The following is a 16,612-nucleotide window of genomic DNA, read 5'->3' as shown; positions in this document are numbered from 1 at the left end:
GCTCCACAAAAACCGAGCCAGAACCAGCACTGACAAACAAAACCGCACTGCCCTTCTTCGGAATCCGCTACGAACCAGACACATCAGGAACTTGAACGATCCCTGGAGCTCAACCCAAAGAACCGGTCGAAGAATACACTGAGTAGTTCGATGACACGTTGTTTCTTCTCGCCATGTCCACCACCTGTTGAGAAGCGCGATACAGGCGGAAGAATTTTCGTTATCGCCGTGCCGGTCGTGCGAAGACGGCCATCACGAAAAGCTGCGTCGATGAACGCGCGCGTTGCCTCGGGCCGAAGCTTCTGCTCAGCAATGATCGCTTCCAACTCCGATTCGCGCTTTTCAGCGACAAACGCGCACCACTGTTCGTCCACGCCTCCGTTCACTGACACTGAGTCAACGAAACTCTCGACCAAGTCACGTTTGTTGCGCAGTGTCGGGCTGGCGTCGACAGCCCGAGTGATCTCGGCTCGGATCTCCTTGTCGTCACCGTCGCCGCGCTCAGCACGGTACTTCTCGACGAGCATCAGGATGTAGTCGACATTGATCTCGACCTGGCGGATCAGCTCGATCTCGAAGACAACGTCGTCGTTGATCACTTCCTTATCCGCGTCCCTGCCCTTGCGAAATTCGGCGTGCAGGTCGAGGTAGACGCTGCGGTAGTCCTGGTCCTGCCGCTCGGTGAGCAGATTCTGGCCGATGAAGTCATCAAATGAGACAAGGATGTTCTGGAGGCGAAGGATGACACCGAACAGCTTGATAAATTCCTTCTGCGCAGATTCTCCAACAATCTGCTGACCCAGCGGGAAGTCCCGCAGCAGCTCGGCGACCTTATTGGCGTACTCGCCGTAGTAATCCTGGTACGGCTTGAGCAGTACGGTGCCTCGGGCGTCCTTGTTACCAAACAACTCCAGCGCAGCGTTCGTTTGGTCCTCGAGATCTCGGAAGGCGACGATGTTGCCGTAGGTCTTGACCGAATTGAGGATGCGGTTCGTGCGAGAGTACGCCTGAATCAGGCCGTGGGCGCGCAGGTTCTTGTCAACGAACAGAGTGTTCAGCGTGGTGGCGTCGAAGCCCGTCAGGAACATGTTGACCACGATGACCAGGTCGATCTCGCGGTTCTTCATCCGCTGCGTCAGGTCCTTGTAATAGTTTTGGAACTTGTCCGCACTGGTGTCGTAGCTTGTACCGAAGAGCTCGTTGTAGTCCTGAATCGCGCCTTCAAGGAACGTCCGAGCGTCACCGCTCAAACCGTCGGTATCGAACGCCTCGTCGTCGAGGATACCGTCGTCACTGGCGCCGTTGGCACCGTAGGAGTAAATTACGCCGACCTTAATCCGGCGGTCAGATGTGAGCGTCTCCTGCTGTACTTTGAACTGCTGGTAGTACCGTTGAGCTGCCTCGATAGATGCCGTCGCGAAGAGCGCGTTGAAGCCACGCACACGCTTCTTCTCACGAAGCTCTTCGACCTTTCGTCGGTCACGTACCACGTCACCGACGTTCATCACAACCGCGTGCTGGTAACTCGAGGCACGTTTGGTCTTCTGGTCGAAGTGCTCCAACGTGTATTTCACGATCTCGCTAATTCGACGAGGATCGAGCAGCGCTTTCTCAGCGTCAATCGCCGACACCTGCTTGTCGTCGGGATTACCGACCTTGACTGTGTTGATGTAGTCGATGCGAAACGGCAGGACGTTCTTGTCCGTGATCGCGTCCACGATTGTGTAGGTGTGCAGCTTGTCACCGAAGGCCTGCTCGGTCGTTTTGAGCTGCGGATTACCACCACTGCCGGAGTTCGCAGCAAAGATCGGGGTGCCCGTGAAACCGAGCAGATTGTAGCGCTTGAACGCCCGGGTGATATCCGTGTGCATGTCGCCGAACTGGGAGCGGTGGCACTCGTCAAAAATGATCACCACGTGGCCCGAGTATATCTCGTGGCCCTTGTTCGCCTTGATGAACGTCGACAGCTTCTGGATCGTCGTGATGATGATCCGCGCATGCGGATCCTCCAACTGACGCTTCAGCACCGCGGTCGAGGCGTTGGAGTTCGCAGCCCCCTTCTCGAACCTGTCGTACTCCCGCATCGTCTGGTAGTCGAGGTCCTTACGGTCCACGACGAACAACACCTTGTCGACACTTGGTATCTTCGAAGCAAGCTGTGCTGTCTTGAACGACGTCAGTGTCTTACCCGACCCAGTCGTGTGCCACACATAGCCGCCAGCATCGACGGTACCAAGAGTTTTACAGTTGGTCGCGATGTCGATCTTCCGCAGGATTCGCTCAGTTGCGACGATCTGATACGGACGCATTACAAGCAACAGCCGGTCCGCCGTTAAAACGCAGTAGCGGGTGAGGATGTTGAGAACCGTGTGTTTGGCGAAGAACGTCTTCACAAACGCCGTCAGTTCCTGGATCGGCTTGTTCTGCGCGTCTGCCCACCACGAGGTGAACTCAAAGCTGTTCGAAGTCTGCCGTCTGCGCTTACGCGCCTTCGTACCCTCACTCACTCGCGCGTTGCGGGTGCTATTGGAGTAGTATTTCGTCAGCGTGCCGTTGCTGATCACGAACATCTGAACGTATTCGAAGAGGCCGGAGCCAGCCCAAAAGCTATCGCGCTGGTAGCGGTCGATCTGATTGAAGGCCTCGCGGATGTCCACACCGCGACGCTTCAGTTCGATGTGCACCATCGGCAAGCCATTAACGAGAACCGTCACGTCGTAACGGTTGGCGTAGTTCGCGCCACCCTCGCCGTGGTCGATCTCGTACTGGTTGATTACCTGCAGGCGATTGTTGTGGATATTCTGCTTATCCAGCAGCGTGATGTTCTTCGTTGACCCGTCATCGCGCTTCAGGATCTGGACGTGATCCTCCTGGATGCGCACGGTCTTCTCGACAATACCATCGTTCCTGCCAGCGATCTTCTCATTGAAGAACTGTCGCCATTCTTCATCACTGAAAGAGATGCCATTGAGCACCTCCAACTGAGAGCGCAGGTTGGCGACCAGCTCAGCCTCAGAAGTGATCGGAAGATACTCGTACGCCTGCGAACGCAAAAGGCGGATCATCTCGCGCTCGAGGTCTGCCTCAGACTGGTAGGCCGATTCTTGCTTCGTGTCCGGGATGTACTCGGCGACGACAGTGCTCTCGGCGCTGACGGAGATCGGGTCGTACTTGTGAGGTGTCGTGCCCGTCATGCTACAACTTCCTTGAAGGTCAGGAGTTGGTCGCGGTAGTGCTCGTACTGCATGCGGCGAGCGGCCAGCTCGGCAGGAAGAGCCCTGCCGAGGTTATTTACGAGAGCATCGAACTTATCGAGGATCGCGACCACACGCTCCTGCTCCGCCAAGTCGGGTACCGGAACCTCGATCCTCGCGAGCCCCGCACTCGACAGTCGCTTCACCTTGCCGCGAGCGACGTGATTCGTCTTCTGTGAGTTGAAGCCTGCCGTCTGCACGAGGTACGACACGTATTTGGGATGCAGGTCACTGCGGAAAAGGAACGTATCGTCGTGGATTGCGACATCTTCGTCGCCGAGCCAAGCGACAGCCTTTCCAACGTCCTCCACGGTCTCCCCCACAGCTGCTATCACAACGTCACCAGTGCGGGCATAACGAAGGCTGGATGCCAGGTCGTTGCGTACGTGATTCATGGCCGAGACGGCAGACACTCCGTAGTGCGTGTAGATCTCTCCATAATGGATACTGGGGATCCCAGACGGAACGACGTCCTTTTTCGTGAAGCGTCGACCACGAATGAACTGGCCAACCTCACCCATCGGAAGCCGTCGGGCCTCGGGGAAGTCCAGGAGCGCATCACGATAGTGCTCGTATTGCTGGTGCCGCGCCTTAAGCTCCGCCTCCAGCTGAACCGACAGTTCATGCTCAAAGTCGCTGTACTCGTCTAGGGCCTGTTTGGTAAGTCAGAGCCATTCGTTGATGACCGCGATCTGGACGGTGGCCTCGTAGCGAAGCGCGAGCTTGTCATAGCGCGTGGCCACCGCCCGATTGCGTTTGAGCCGGTTGATCCCGCACTCCACCGCGTGACGGGCCCGATAGTCGGCCTTGTCGAAAGCGGGAGGACGTCCCCCGCGCCGTCCCTTGCGTTCGCGATTGCGAACCCGGTCGGCAGGCTCTGGGATCGTCGCCTTGATCTTGCGTGCGCGCAGGTAGGAGCGGATCTTCTTCGAGCTGTAGGCCTTATCGGCGCGCACCCGTACCGGCCGGGTGCGCGCCGGACCACTGCGCCCCCGCCCCACGACGCGGATACGGCCCATGACGGGCTCGAACTGGGGAGCGTCTCCACGCTGACCGGCGGTGATCACCACGGACACGGGCTTTTGAGCCTGTTCGCAGGCCAGATGGATTTTGGTGGTCCACCCGCCGCGTGAGCGTCCCAGGGCGTGGTCGGCGGGCTCATCCGTTCCGTGATCTTCTTGCTCCCCTTTTTCGCGGCCCCGGCGGCGTGCTGGTGGGCGCGCACGATGGTGGAGTCGACGTTGACCTGCCAGGTGATCAGGCCCGCCGCGTCGGCGATCGACTGCAAAGAGGCCAGGATCTGCGCCCAGGTGCCGTCCAGGCTCCAGCGGCGGAACAGGTCGTAGACCGTCTGCCAGGGGCCGTAGCGTTCGGGTAGATCGCGCCAGGGAGCGCCGACCCGCACCCGCCAGCGGATGCCGTTGATCAGGGTGCGCTTGCAGCGTTGGGGCGGGCGGCCCGTTGAGGAGGCGGGCAGCAGGGGTTCGAGTAGGGCCCACTGGGCGTCGGTGAGGTCACCGCGCCCGGGTCCGGGTAGGGTCGGCACGAAGCCTCCGGCGGACTTGTCTTCTTGGTCGTTGACCCGTCTACCGGAGGCTTCGTTCGTGTGCTGGGCGACATGCCCGTTGTTACTGCTTTGGTGCTTTCACCCGCTCCCGCGAGGGTTCCCAAACAGCCCCTAGGATCCTCACGACCTCGCGCTGCACCTCGATCGGCGGCACAGGGACTTCGATCTTCGCGAGAGATGCACCCGAGATTCGCCGCACCTTCGTGCCAGAGACATAGCGGCGCTTCTGGTTCTGGAACTGCTCGGTTTGAAAGAAATACGAGACGTACCGCGGGTCCAGATCATGACGGTAGATGTACGCGTCACCGCTGAGCACGACATCCGTGTCGCCAAGCCAAGCGGTCGCCTTTGCTACTGCATCATCGTCCTCGCTCGTCGTCGCTATGAGAAGGTCTCCTGTTTTTGCCCGACGAAGCTTAGCTGCAACCTCTTCGGAGGCGAAGGATTTCGTCTGCGTGGCCCAAACACTATAGTGCGTATGGATTTGTCCATAGTGAACTGCGGGAACGCCCTCGTCGAGCAAGTCCTTCTTCTGGAGGCCGTTGCCACGGATAAATTCCCCAACCTCACCAAGCGCCTTGAACTCGACCCCGTTCGGGCGCAGTTCCTTGATCAGCTTATCGATCCGGTTCACTTTTAGCCCTCCAGGTCCGCAACGATCGCATCGATCGCGGTGCGGAGCTCCGCCTGGCGGGCGACGATACGCACTATCTCGGCGTTGAGCTCAGTGATATCGACGACCTCGCGAGTATCCTTGGTATCAACGTAAGAGGATACGGCGATGTTGTAATCGTTTGCGGCGATGTCCTCGTTTGAGACGAGCGTGGTGACGTGGTCGGCGTCTTCTCGTGAGGTGTAGGCCTCGAGGATCGCGCTCTGGTTCGCTTCGAGCAGCTTGTTCTTATTGCCGACGCGCTTGAATTCACTCGACGCATCAATGAACAGTACGGAGTTATCACGCTTGGACTTCTTCAGCACGATGATGCACGTCGCGATCGTAGTGCCGAAGAACAGGTCTGACGGGAGCTGGATGACGGCGTCGACGTAGTTGTTATCGATCAGGTACTTGCGGATCTTCTTCTCCGCGCCGCCGCGGTAGAGCACGCCCGGGAACTCGACGATCGCGGCCGTGCCGTCGACAGCGAGCCACGACAGCATATGCATCGTGAAGGCGAGGTCGGCCTTCGCCTTGGGCGCGAGCACCCCCGCAGGCGCGAACCGCTCATCGTTGATCAGCAGCGGGTTGGCGTCTCCCTCCCACCTGATGGAGTACGGCGGGTTGGAGACGATCGCATCAAACGGCTCGTCGTCCCAGTGCTGCGGGTCGATGAGGGTGTCGCCGTGGGCGAGGTTGAACTTCTCGTAGTTGATGTCGTGCAGGAACATGTTGATCCGCGCGAGGTTGTATGTGGTCAGGTTGGCCTCCTGACCATAGAAGCCTTGACGGATGTTGTTCTTGCCAAGCACCTTGGCGAACTTCAGCAGCAACGAACCCGAGCCGACAGCCGGGTCATACACCTTGTTCACCTGTGTCTTACCGACCACGGTGATACGAGCGAGTAGCTCGGAGACCTCCTGTGGCGTGTAGTACTCGCCACCGGACTTGCCGGCCTGCGAGGCATACATCTGCATCAGGTACTCATAAGCGTCACCAAACAGGTCGATCGAGTTGTCTTCGAAGTTGCCGAGTGGCAGGTCACCGATTGCATCGAGGAGCTTGACCAGCTTCTCGTTGCGCTTGGCTACCGTGCTTCCAAGCTTGGAACTGTTGACGTCCAGGTCGTCGAAGAGTCCCTTAAGGTCGTCCTCACTCTCTGCGCCAACCGCCGACCCCTCAATATTCTTGAAAACGCGCTCCAGCGTCTCATTCAAGTTCGGGTCACGTGGCGCACGCTCGCGCACGTTGACGAACAGCTCTGACGGCAAGATGTAGAAGCCCTTTTCGGCGATCGTCTCGGCACTCCCCACCTCGGCCTGCTCGTCGAGGAGCTTCGTGTAGTCGAACGACTCGTCGCCCGCGTCTCGCTCACCGATGTTGATGTACGCCGTCAGGTTCTCGGAGATGAACCGATAGAAGAGCATGCCGAGCACATAGGACTTGAAGTCCCAACCGTCGACGCTGCCACGCAGGTCGTTCGCGATCCGCCAGATCGTCTTGTGCAGCTCAGCTCGCTGTCCTTCTTTGGTAGTGGGGGCCATCTCTCGTCTCCTGCGCACGCGGCGCGGCTAGGTGGGGTGGATCCGGGTTCCAGGGTATCGGCGACCACTGACACTCCAGCAGGACTTGTTCAAGTTCCCGGGTGGTCGGGTTGGCTGATCCCGCAGAAGGGCAGAGCCCATTGGGGTAGCGTGGGTGGTCTTGGCGGTGTTGTCCGTCCCCATGGTCTTGAGGAATGCGATGATCAGATTGCGTATCGCGGCCATCGTCTGGGAAGCACCGCCGGTGCGGACCGTGGAGGTGTCCTCAACGAACGTGGTGTCGCGGATGTGGTGGCTAGAGTTTTCCACTGCCCAGCGTCCGCGCAGGTAGACGGGTACTTCAGCTGGTGTGGGCTGATGGGTGTCCAGGCTGGACGACATAGACTGTCTCCCCGGTCTGCTGCCGTCGGCGGTGCACCCTGCGGCGAGTCTGGTGCCGGGTCATGTGATGCTGCCGATGCTGTCAACAAAGCACCGTGATCCCGGGCTCTACAGATGTTCCGCCTCAAGGATGAAGCCACTGATCCGTGAGCATCTAGTGCCGAATGCCCCGAGTAGTGGACGCATCGGGCATGAGGGAAGGCCCTTCTAATCCGACGGCCGCAGGTTCGAATCCTGCCGAGTGCGCCACAAAACCCCAGTTCAAACTAGGTCCCTTATCTTTGGAGAGCCATCGCACTGATGGCACCGGGATGAGTCCGAGATAGGACCAACTCCCTGCTCACGCCCTGTCCCCGCCCGTGCCGCTGGGTCCTCCCGACATCCCTCATCACCAGCCAGGCCGTCCGCTCAGTCACCTACCGTGCCACCTCCGGCGACACAAATACCGACCAGACCCAGCATCGCCTTCAACAGCCGCCTTGCTGCGCGGGAGTACTGGGAGGCGGTCCCTGCACACACCAAGATCTCAACCACACCCGAAACGAGACAGTCCAGTCATGCCTGTTCTTCTAGAGAGAGTCGCTGCACCATCTCGATCACAAATTCTGAGGGCCCACGGGAAATCCAGTATCCGCTTTTGGTTAGGAACCCGGAGCCAATAATCATGGTCACCGTCGACTCGGCACGGGTGAGGGCGACGTAGAATGCACGTCTCTGTTCCGCAAGCTCCGTCCCCGTAGGTTTGCGCCACTTCCCTCGGTCTGGGATGTCACGCGGAACGATGCCGTTGAGGAGGCCCGGGAGAATCACGGTGTCGAACTCGCGGCCCTTGGCTGCGTGGTAGGTAGCCAGTAGGACCTTCCCGATGACTTCCTCGCCACGTGCCAGATCCTGAAGTAGGAGGCCCTTGGACCTACACAGGTCGGCCAAGGTGTCGAGACAGCTCGTGTTGTCCTGGTCAGGGTGGTCTGCGGCTACCTCGTCGAGGGCCAGGCCAACGCGCAGCTGCTCTAGCCAGTCGATGGCCGGGGCGTCGGCGGGGTACAGTACCTCGGGATCGAGGCACAGTTGCAGAGCGCGGGGTATATGGAGTCGCGAGTGCGGCGGGGCGAGCTGGGCCTCGGTTCGCAGCGTGGTGACGGAGCGGGTCAGGGCCGCGAGGGACGGTGCTTGCGCGCGGCGCAGCATGTCAGCGCGTTGGTCTCCCGGTGCGGTGTGAATTTGGTAGTTGGTGACGGCGCGGCTTGCGCACCTCTGGACGAAGCGGGAGAGGCTTCCGGCTGGCAGCTTGTCGGCGCCTTCGTGCCGGAAGTCCAGCTCACGTCGGGTGAGTTCGCTGTGCACGGCGTCGAGAAGGGGACCGCGTGCGGGGTAGAGGATGGCGATCCGTTCGGGGCTGATGTGCCTGTTCTGCGCTTCCTCGACGAGATCGCATGCCAGCCGTGCGTGGTCCTCGAGACCTCCTTCGACTTGTTGGAAGTTGACGTCGCCTGGTGGTGCGCCCTCGCGTGCGAGGCGCCCTCGGGGAAGCCCGAGGGCAGCTTCGGCGGCGGTGATGATGTCCTGGCCGCTGCGGTAGTTAACTTCAAGCTCCAGATCGTGGAAGTCAGGTCGAGCGGCTAGTTCGGTCAGGTACTTGGCGTCGGCTCCAGTGAATCCGTAGACGGTCTGGTCGGTGTCCCCGACTGCGAAAACGGTGATGCCAGCCAGATCGCGCAGGGCGACGACGAGTTCGTGGAGGACTCCGCCGAGATCCTGATACTCGTCGACGATGAGGTGGGGGAACCGGGCCCGCAGAAGGTCGCGGACGTGCTCGTGTTCCCGGACGGTACGTACGGCCTGCGCGACCATGGCCTCGAAATCGATTTCGCCGCGGAGGATGAGTTGTTCCTCGTAGAGGAGTGCCGCTTGGACTTCCCGTGGGTCGAAGCTGTCCAGGTTCTCGTTACAGGCCAGGGCCCGGCGAATCCGGGTGCTCTGGGGCATGCGATATTGGGCTGGGACCTCGACGATGCCGACTTGGTCGAAGCAGCGCTGCAGGAGTGCCTCGGTAGCCGCCTTGTTGAGGACCTGTCCGGCCTGGGGTGCAGACTGCCCGGTTAAGTGTGCGAAGGCCCGCAGAATCTCGTTTAGGCAGAAGGCGTGAACGGTGGCGCAGGTGATCCGCTCCTCGGCGCGCACGCCACTGCTGAGGACACGGCGGCGGATCTCTTCAGCTGCCGCGTTGGTATAGGTGATGCAAGCTACGCCACGGAAGGCCGAGATCTGTGTCTGGAGCACGTAGGCGATCCGGGCGATGAGAGTGCGCGTCTTCCCGCTTCCGGGACCAGCCCGCAGAACGACGTTGCTGTCGTGGAGAACGGCAGTCCTCTGGCTGGGGTGCAGACTGTTGAGCTCCGCGAGCAGGGTTTCACTGATCTGCATCGCTGCCCTGCCCGTTGACGTGTGGCACCACTTGGCCGGTGAGCAGTGAGGTTCCACGGGTCGCATGGCTGATGCGTTCCATGGCTAGGAAGAGGTAGGAAGCCGCGCCCAGGCGGTGCAGAGCTCGCTCGCCCAGCGGGGCATCCTCTGTGATCTGTGCTTTGGACCGGATCCGGGCGCTCAGGTCGACCCGGGTGATGTGCGCGGCGAGGCGCTGTGCGAAGCGGCCCTTACCAAGGGCGCCGAGCCGCTTGAGCATCTTCTTCCGAACGTCGGGGTCAATGACCGCCTTCAGCTCATTGGCGACCCCGCGTCTCACGTCGTCGATCGCGCCGGTGTTGTCGTTCAGCTCTTTGAAGGCCTCAATGATCTCCTCGCCGAACATGGGGCACAGGTCGGTCTCCAGGGTCTGGGCGCCGACGAAGACGTCAATGTTCTGGAGCTCCGAGGCGAGAGGTCCACGGGCCGTCTGGTAGCTGGCTTCCTGAGGTTCCGGCAGGGCATCAATCTGCTCTAGAAGGGCTGTGCAGCGGTCACTCTCGGGATGGAGGTTCGCACCTCGCTTGAGGCCAGCTTCGCGACGGTCGCGCTTGTCGCGGGCGGCGTCTCCATCGGTAATGACCACGTGGGGGGTGTTGAGGCCCTTTGAGCCGAGGAGCGCCCGGTAGGGCTTGAAGTCAGTGCCGTGGACACTGGCCACCACGGTGCCGTAAGCGTCGAGGTCGAATCCGGCGGCTTCGGCCAGGGCCGGGAGGATATATAGCTCGGCCAACCCTTCGACCAGCACAACGGCAGAGGCAAAGAGGACCTCGGCGCGGCTGACGTCAAGATAGCGCTCCAAGTCCGCGGCCTCCTCGTTGCTAACGGGGAGGGCAGCTGTGGTGGCTCCAGTCGTGCCGCTCTCGGTTGCTCGCAGCACGATGAAGGAGCGGACCGGGGCGACAGCGGCGATGTGCGGGCTGTGGGTGGTGAGGACGAGTGACGGCCCAGTGCGCAGCAGATACCGGAAGAGGTGCCGCTGGAGTGTGACGTGAAGGTGGGCCTCGGGCTCTTCTATGGCGATCAGGGTGGCAATGAATTCTTCGTCGAGTCGCTGCTGGCTGAGGGCTTCCAGCAGCAGGCCGAGGTAGATGACGTTGGCGCTGCCCAGGCTAGTGTCGGAGATGCTTCTGCGGCGGGCCTCGTCGAAGAACAGCCGTACAGCGCGGATCAGTTCGTCCGGCTGGGAGGAAGCAAAGCCCAGGGTGGGCTGGACAGCCAAGCGGGGCCCGAACATGGCTCCCAGCCGGTCCGTGAGGTGCCCCTCCAGCTTGGCGACGTTACCGTCCTTGGTGAGTTGGTTGACAGCGGTGGTGATCGCGGAGGCGGTGTCTTCCAAGTTCACCGGGTCCAGGGGAAGCCGTTCGAGGAGGTCCCGCATGGGGTTGCGCCGCCAGTTGTGCAGGTCTGACTCAGCATCGCGCAGGGCTGGCAAGACACGCAGGGCCACTTCACGACGGATGGCGCGTACGTCGTTGGTCTCGCGCTCCCCAGCGAAGACGACAACATCGTAGTCCTTCGCAGTCAGCGGTCGGCTGGTCGGCTGTACCTGGGAACCGTCGCCGGTTGCTACCTCTGTGCGCGGGGTGAAGCGGTAGGTCAGCCGAGCTACGTAGGGATCGAAGCCCACCGCGGCGCTGGACAAGACGCTCTTCGCATCAGCGTCGTCGTCGAAGCCGCGTAGCTCGACCACGATGGTCACTTCTGCTCCACCCGCCAGACCTGAGGAATGTCCTTCCCAGATGTCCTCCTCGCGCAGCATGCGCCGTGCGTCAGACAGAGATGGGTCGAGGACCAGGCGGATCGCTTCCAGCAGGTTCGACTTACCGACACCGTTTTCGCCGACGATCACCGCGTGGGCGGGGAAGTCATCGATGACCAAGTGCTGGAAGTTACGGAAGTTGCGTATCTCGATCCGCGAAATGTGCAGACCCATTCGTCTCCTTGGCGATCTGGTGCGACGCGGGAGCTTATCATCCCAGAGCTGCTCATACTGGTGGGCGGTTTCCCAGCGGTCGGAGACCTCTCAAGCCACCTGGTAGGCGATCTGGCCGTGGCGGATGAGTCGGCCTGGAGCACGGTTCCGGTGTTGCCACTTCTAATCCGATGGTCGCAGGTTCGAATCCTGCCGAGTGCGCCACAAAACCCCACTCCACAGTCTTGTTTGGTGAGAACCTGAGGGGGCCGTCCTGCCGGTGGGACCCAGGTGGGACCAACACCAGGCCCCGTCGACCACGCCGCTTTCCCGTATGCCGACCAGTCCTCCCAACGTCACGCAACACCAGTCATGCCATCCGCTCCGCCGCCTCCCTCACCACCTCCGGGAGGACACTGGCATAGGTGTCCGCGGTCAACACGATGCTCGCGTGCCCCAACATCGCCTGCACCACCTTCAACTCCACCCCCGCCGCTAACGTCAACGTCGCCACCCCATGGCGCGGATCTTCTCGGTCAGCTGCGCGTCGCGGGCTGCCCGCTGCGCGCGTTGGGCCTGGGCTCTTCTTCCAGGCGTAGTAGGAGGAGCGGACCAGGTTCAGCACCGCGCACAGCCGCTTGACGCCGTAGGCGAGCGCGTGGTCGTCGATGAAACCGAAGCGGCTCACGGTTTCATCTCCCCGGCGAAATAGGCGGCTGCCTTGCGCAGGATCTCGTGCTCGGTCCTGAGCTCGGTGACCTGGGCGCGTAGCCACTAGTTCTCGACTTCCATGCTCTCTCGGGCGGCTGGAGTCGTGCCGGGACGGGCGGGCTTGGCGGGAGCGGCTGGCTGGGTGGGGTGTGCGTCGTCGTCTTTGCGGATCCAGCTGCGCAGGGTCTCGCGGTTGATGCCGAGCTCAGCGGCGATCTGCGCGATCGTCGCACCGGGCCGGGACCGGTACAGGGCGACGGCGTCGGTCTTGCACTCGGGCGGGTAGTGCTTCATGGCCATGGTGTGGACTCCTCTTCGTGCTTTTCAGTGTCGGAGATGTCCACTCCTCGGAGGAAACGTCCACTTGTCTACCGGTACATCGGCAAGGGCAATACTACACTCGCCAATCAATCTCCTACATTCACCATCAACCCAGCAAACGCAGGACGGATAACTGAATGCTTCACTCTGCTCAGTATCCTGGGCGTCCTGGGCGCGCTCCTGGACCGGGCCCCGGAAGGGCTAGGAGCCGCGAGAGCGGGCCGCAAATGCGTCGGGGCCCTGGTTCTTCCAGATCTGGTGCCACTTATGGACGGCTTGTCGGCTCACGCCGAGCAGGCGAGCGATCGCGGCTCGGGACAGCTCACCCTGGGCGAACAGCTCCGCGGCGACCAAGCGTCGCTTCTGCTGCTCGGCAGGAGTACGGGGGAAGAAAGGAGAAGCGCCATGAGCAGGGTTTCCCAGCCCGCTGGTGCGTCAACCCGCATATCAAAGATCAGTAGTAAGTTGGTCCCCTCATGCTGAATACTGGCATTCACGATCAGCGGGCAGACCCCGGTCAGCTGGGGACACACCCGACCACCCCCGGGGGGCTCCACATGACGAACGAGCGACGGACGATTGACCAGCGCCTGTGGCATCTCCTGGACTCCCTCCGAGGACACATGGATGCCGGCCAGATGGCCGATGTGCTGCTGTGGAACGCCGTCGAATGGCGAGCCCGGACCGCAGGCCTGCCTGCACCAAGACTCGAAGATCTACAGCGTGCCGCAAGGACCGCGCGACGCAGAACCCCTGAGTTGGACTCGTTGCTGGACGGTGAGCAACAGGCACTGAGCAGTTACACGCCGACCCAGCTGCGTCACTACGCCCGTCTCCTCCTCCGCCCCTACCTGACCTCGGACCATCGTGGCGAGTTCACCACGTCGGCCTCACTCGTCGAGGTTGCCAGTACCGCCCTGACCGTGTACCCACATGAGAGCCGCCTGGAGGCGGCGCATCTCTACGATCCGGCGTGCGGTTCCGCCACACTGGCGCTGGACGCGGCACAGGCGCTGGCCGAGCAGACCGGAACGGCTGTCACCGTCAACGGTCAGGACATCAACGCAGCGAGCGTCCAACATGCCCGTGCGCATGCCTTCTTCCTAGGCACCGACTCCAGGTTCAGCCAGGCTGATTCGCTCACCCAGGACGCCTTCCCTGACCGCCGATTCGACTACACGGTGGCCGAAATTCCCTACAACCTGTCTTGGCGAAACAGCTACGAGGGATGCACAGCCGAGGCTGACCGACCGGAAGGCCGCTACCCCGCCGGGCTTCCACAGCCCGAGAATGCCTCGCTCCTGTTCGCCCAGATCCTGGTCAGCAAGCTCCGGGATCCGGCGGATGGCGGCGGCCGAGGCATCATGTTCACCGCTACCGAACCACTGTATGACGCCGGCGGCAGCGCTATCCGTGCCTGGCTGCTCGACCAGGATCTCCTAGAGGCCGTGATCGTACTGCCCGAAGGTCTCAGTACCAGTACCAGAAGGCGGCTGTGCGGCCTGGTCTTCTCCAACCGCAAGTCCGCAGCACGTCGACACAAGGTGCAGTTCATCGACCTTCGCGGCTTCTACCAGGACGGGGACGCCCGTCGACTCGAACGCCGCACAATCAGCGAGGCAGCTCTCGACGAACTGTCCCGCAGCCTCAGGCATTCAAAGCCGACGGCCTACAGCCGAATGGCCGCAACAAAGGATCTGACCTTCCGACAGGTCAGCGTCGCCCACCACGCCACCGCGGTCACCAACAGACGCGAACCGGGCGATGTACCGCGTCTGACCATGCTCCTGTCGGCGATCTCCACCACTGAAGCCTGGCGCGACACTCGGTACGCGACCGTGCCACCGACCGTGACGGACGTAGCCAAACCGCCACTCACACGGTTCGACGTGGACCGCGTCTTCACCGCCGACCGAACCCCGCGTGCGCTGCGAGCCCTCACCCAACTCGGCTGGAAGACCGCCCGTCTCACCGAGCTCACCGAGCACCTCTGCTACATCCCCTCAGCTAAGGCCGCCGAACGCGCTGCCATGCTGTCGGCCGTCACCGGGGAGCAGGCTCTCATCGTCCCCATCGAACCGCACTTGGACGCGGTGACTGGTGACCCTGGCGAAGTCGCTCCCAACAACCGGGTGCTCGTGATCCGGCCCAGAAACACGCACACGGACGCCGAATACTTGGCGGGGTGGCTCAATTCCCCTCTCGGTCGACGCCTACGCTCGGCAGCCATCGGATCCGGCGGCGACAGTTACGTCAGCCCTCGCGCCGTCAACCTCAATCAGGCCTGGCGCATGGCCGACGATCTCCTCGTCGCCCTGCCGGACCTCCCCGTCCAGCGGGAAATGGCTCGCGCGGAACGGGCGCTGGTCGCAGCCCGTCGTCACCTGGTCGACTCGCACCGGGAGCTCTGGAACGATCCCAAGAAGCGATCCGACATCTACCACGAAGCCAGCAGTCTCATTCCGTCGGCAGATCTCGCTCAATGGGCCGCCACCCTGCCCTTCCCCATAGCCAGCGCTCTCTGGACATACGAGTCTAAAGGCAACAACCTGTACGCTCGCCGCAACCAGATGTTCCACTTCTGGGAAGCCACCATCCAATTCCACGCCATCGTCAGCGTGTCAGCCCTACTCCAAGACCGTTCACGATTTGAGCAGGAACTTCCCGTACTCGCCAAGCAATTCCGCGACGCAAGTCTCAGTCCAAAGCGGGCCAGCCTAGGCGTCTGGCACATCATCCTGCAACGGCTCAACAAAATATTTCGCACCGCACTGAACGGAACCGACACCGACGAGCAGGCGCGAGCACGAGCAGCCTTTGCCGACGCACCACCAGATTTCCTGGACACCCTCCTCAGCACCGATCTCACGAACCTGTTCGGAGAAGTGATCCAACGGCGTAATGCCTGGAGCGGTCACTCAGGTACGACAACCGCCGAGTCGCTCAAGGAGCAGCTCGACATCTTGACCGGTCACATCCATACCCTGCGCAACCTGATCGGCGCTGGCTGGCAGGACTTTCCACTCGTACGCGCTGGGGCCGCACGAATAAGAAGCAAGGTATTTCACCATGATGTGGACCTGGCTATGGGTCCTAACGCTCCCTTCAGGCAGGAACAGATGCCGATCAACGTGGCAATGGAGGAAGACGGGCTGTACCTCCTCTCACGCGAAGCTGGCAGCGCACTCCCTCTCGCCCCGCTGATCGTGATGCACCCGGCAGCGTTCGGATCGAACAGCGGCTGCTACTACTTCAATCGCCTCCAACCTGAAGGTGCCCGATTCGTTGCCTACCACGAAGCAGTCGAACCAGAACGTATCGAGGACGCCCCACCCACCTCGGCTCTTGTTGCTGCTCTGGCCTCAGGCGAGACGACTGCCGATGACGAAGCCTTCTAATCCGATGGTTGCAGGTTCGAATCCTGCCGGGTGCACCACAAAACCCCAGTTCGAACGGAGTGTGCGACCTCGTCTCAGAGGAGCCGTCGCGCTGATGGGGCCGGGGTAGAACCGAGATGGGACCAGCCTCCCCTTCACTCTTCGGCCCGCCCCGCTGATGCGACTTGCCGGAATCGCGCACCACCAGCCACGCCGTCCGCTCTGTCGCCTCCAGCCACACGAAGCCGGCCGGCCCTAGTATCACCTTCGGCGGATTCCAGGTTCGCACGAGTGCCGGGAGGCGACCCCGGCACTCATCTACATCCGGCACCAACGCCAACCCTGGGGCGAAGCCTGGCCGGATACGGCCAACCCTGTCCACACACCGCGCCACAGCCCGGGTTCTGCAATCGTAGGACCGCAC

The 16,612-nt window shown here is 61.7% G+C and carries 11 protein-coding genes; 1 reads left to right on the top strand and 10 read right to left on the bottom strand.

Annotated features, from left to right (window positions below; translation table 11 throughout):
* Positions 1-83 precede the first annotated feature (83 nt).
* The 10 genes from EV372_RS24155 to EV372_RS24110 form a co-directional block, all read right to left on the bottom strand.
* A complete protein-coding gene (locus EV372_RS24155) occupies positions 84-3,194 on the bottom strand; it encodes a type I restriction endonuclease subunit R (protein WP_130397904.1) in 3,111 nt (1,036 codons plus the stop codon).
* Complete coding sequence (locus EV372_RS24150; protein WP_486484044.1) at positions 3,191-3,649, bottom strand: restriction endonuclease subunit S; 459 nt, start codon at positions 3,647-3,649, stop codon at positions 3,191-3,193. The genes EV372_RS24155 and EV372_RS24150 overlap by 4 nt, the downstream gene beginning before the upstream one ends.
* A gap of 270 nt (positions 3,650-3,919) precedes the next feature.
* A protein-coding gene (locus EV372_RS24145) for an IS5 family transposase (RefSeq protein ID WP_486483996.1) occupies positions 3,920-4,800 on the bottom strand; the annotation gives its coding sequence in 2 pieces (ribosomal slippage) (positions 3,920-4,426 and positions 4,429-4,800; 879 coding nt in all).
* Between the two features lie 82 nt (positions 4,801-4,882).
* Positions 4,883-5,455 (bottom strand): restriction endonuclease subunit S, encoded by a 573-nt coding sequence (locus EV372_RS24140; protein WP_197044307.1) that lies wholly within the window; start codon positions 5,453-5,455, stop codon positions 4,883-4,885.
* Between the two features lie 2 nt (positions 5,456-5,457).
* Positions 5,458-7,020, bottom strand: coding sequence for a type I restriction-modification system subunit M (locus tag EV372_RS24135; protein ID WP_130397902.1), 1,563 nt, complete (start codon positions 7,018-7,020; stop codon positions 5,458-5,460).
* 936 nt (positions 7,021-7,956) lie between these two features.
* Positions 7,957-9,825, bottom strand: a complete 1,869-nt coding sequence (locus EV372_RS24130) for an ATP-dependent helicase (protein ID WP_165436029.1) — start codon at positions 9,823-9,825, stop codon at positions 7,957-7,959.
* Positions 9,812-11,800 carry an AAA family ATPase gene (locus EV372_RS24125; protein WP_130397900.1) on the bottom strand — a complete coding sequence of 663 codons (1,989 nt, stop codon included), beginning with the start codon at positions 11,798-11,800 and terminating at the stop codon, positions 9,812-9,814. The genes EV372_RS24130 and EV372_RS24125 overlap by 14 nt, the downstream gene beginning before the upstream one ends.
* Before the next feature lie 349 nt (positions 11,801-12,149).
* Positions 12,150-12,467: a hypothetical protein gene (locus tag EV372_RS29560; RefSeq protein WP_486484043.1), complete on the bottom strand. Its 318-nt coding sequence runs from the start codon at positions 12,465-12,467 to the stop codon at positions 12,150-12,152.
* Between the two features lie 86 nt (positions 12,468-12,553).
* Positions 12,554-12,784, bottom strand: a complete 231-nt coding sequence (locus tag EV372_RS24115) for a transposase (RefSeq protein ID WP_486484403.1) — start codon at positions 12,782-12,784, stop codon at positions 12,554-12,556.
* 228 nt (positions 12,785-13,012) lie between these two features.
* Positions 13,013-13,165 (bottom strand): helix-turn-helix domain-containing protein, encoded by a 153-nt coding sequence (locus tag EV372_RS24110; RefSeq protein WP_165436028.1) that lies wholly within the window; start codon positions 13,163-13,165, stop codon positions 13,013-13,015.
* Between the two features lie 203 nt (positions 13,166-13,368).
* Here EV372_RS24110 and EV372_RS24105 point away from each other — a divergent pair, with 203 nt between their 5' ends.
* Positions 13,369-16,209, top strand: coding sequence for an N-6 DNA methylase (locus EV372_RS24105; protein WP_165436027.1), 2,841 nt, complete (start codon positions 13,369-13,371; stop codon positions 16,207-16,209).
* Positions 16,210-16,612 lie beyond the last annotated feature (403 nt).

It is taken from the genome of Nocardiopsis sp. CNZ308, from assembly GCF_004217075.1.
The sequence above is the reverse complement of the archived record's forward strand: the minus strand, read 5'-3'. Positions and strand labels throughout refer to the sequence as shown.

Bases quoted from the DNA above. Each gene is read 5' to 3' on its own strand.
- EV372_RS24155 (WP_130397904.1), bottom strand. From the start codon at position 3,194: ATGACGGGCACGACACCTCACAAGTACGACCCGATCTCCGTCAGCGCC.
- EV372_RS24150 (WP_486484044.1), bottom strand. From the start codon at position 3,649: ATGAATCACGTACGCAACGACCTGGCATCCAGCCTTCGTTATGCCCGC.
- EV372_RS24135 (WP_130397902.1), bottom strand. From the start codon at position 7,020: ATGGCCCCCACTACCAAAGAAGGACAGCGAGCTGAGCTGCACAAGACG.
- EV372_RS24130 (WP_165436029.1), bottom strand. From the start codon at position 9,825: ATGCAGATCAGTGAAACCCTGCTCGCGGAGCTCAACAGTCTGCACCCC.
- EV372_RS24125 (WP_130397900.1), bottom strand. From the start codon at position 11,800: ATGGGTCTGCACATTTCGCGGATCGAGATACGCAACTTCCGTAACTTC.
- EV372_RS24115 (WP_486484403.1), bottom strand. From the start codon at position 12,784: ATGAAGCACTACCCGCCCGAGTGCAAGACCGACGCCGTCGCCCTGTAC.
- EV372_RS24105 (WP_165436027.1), top strand. From the start codon at position 13,369: ATGACGAACGAGCGACGGACGATTGACCAGCGCCTGTGGCATCTCCTG.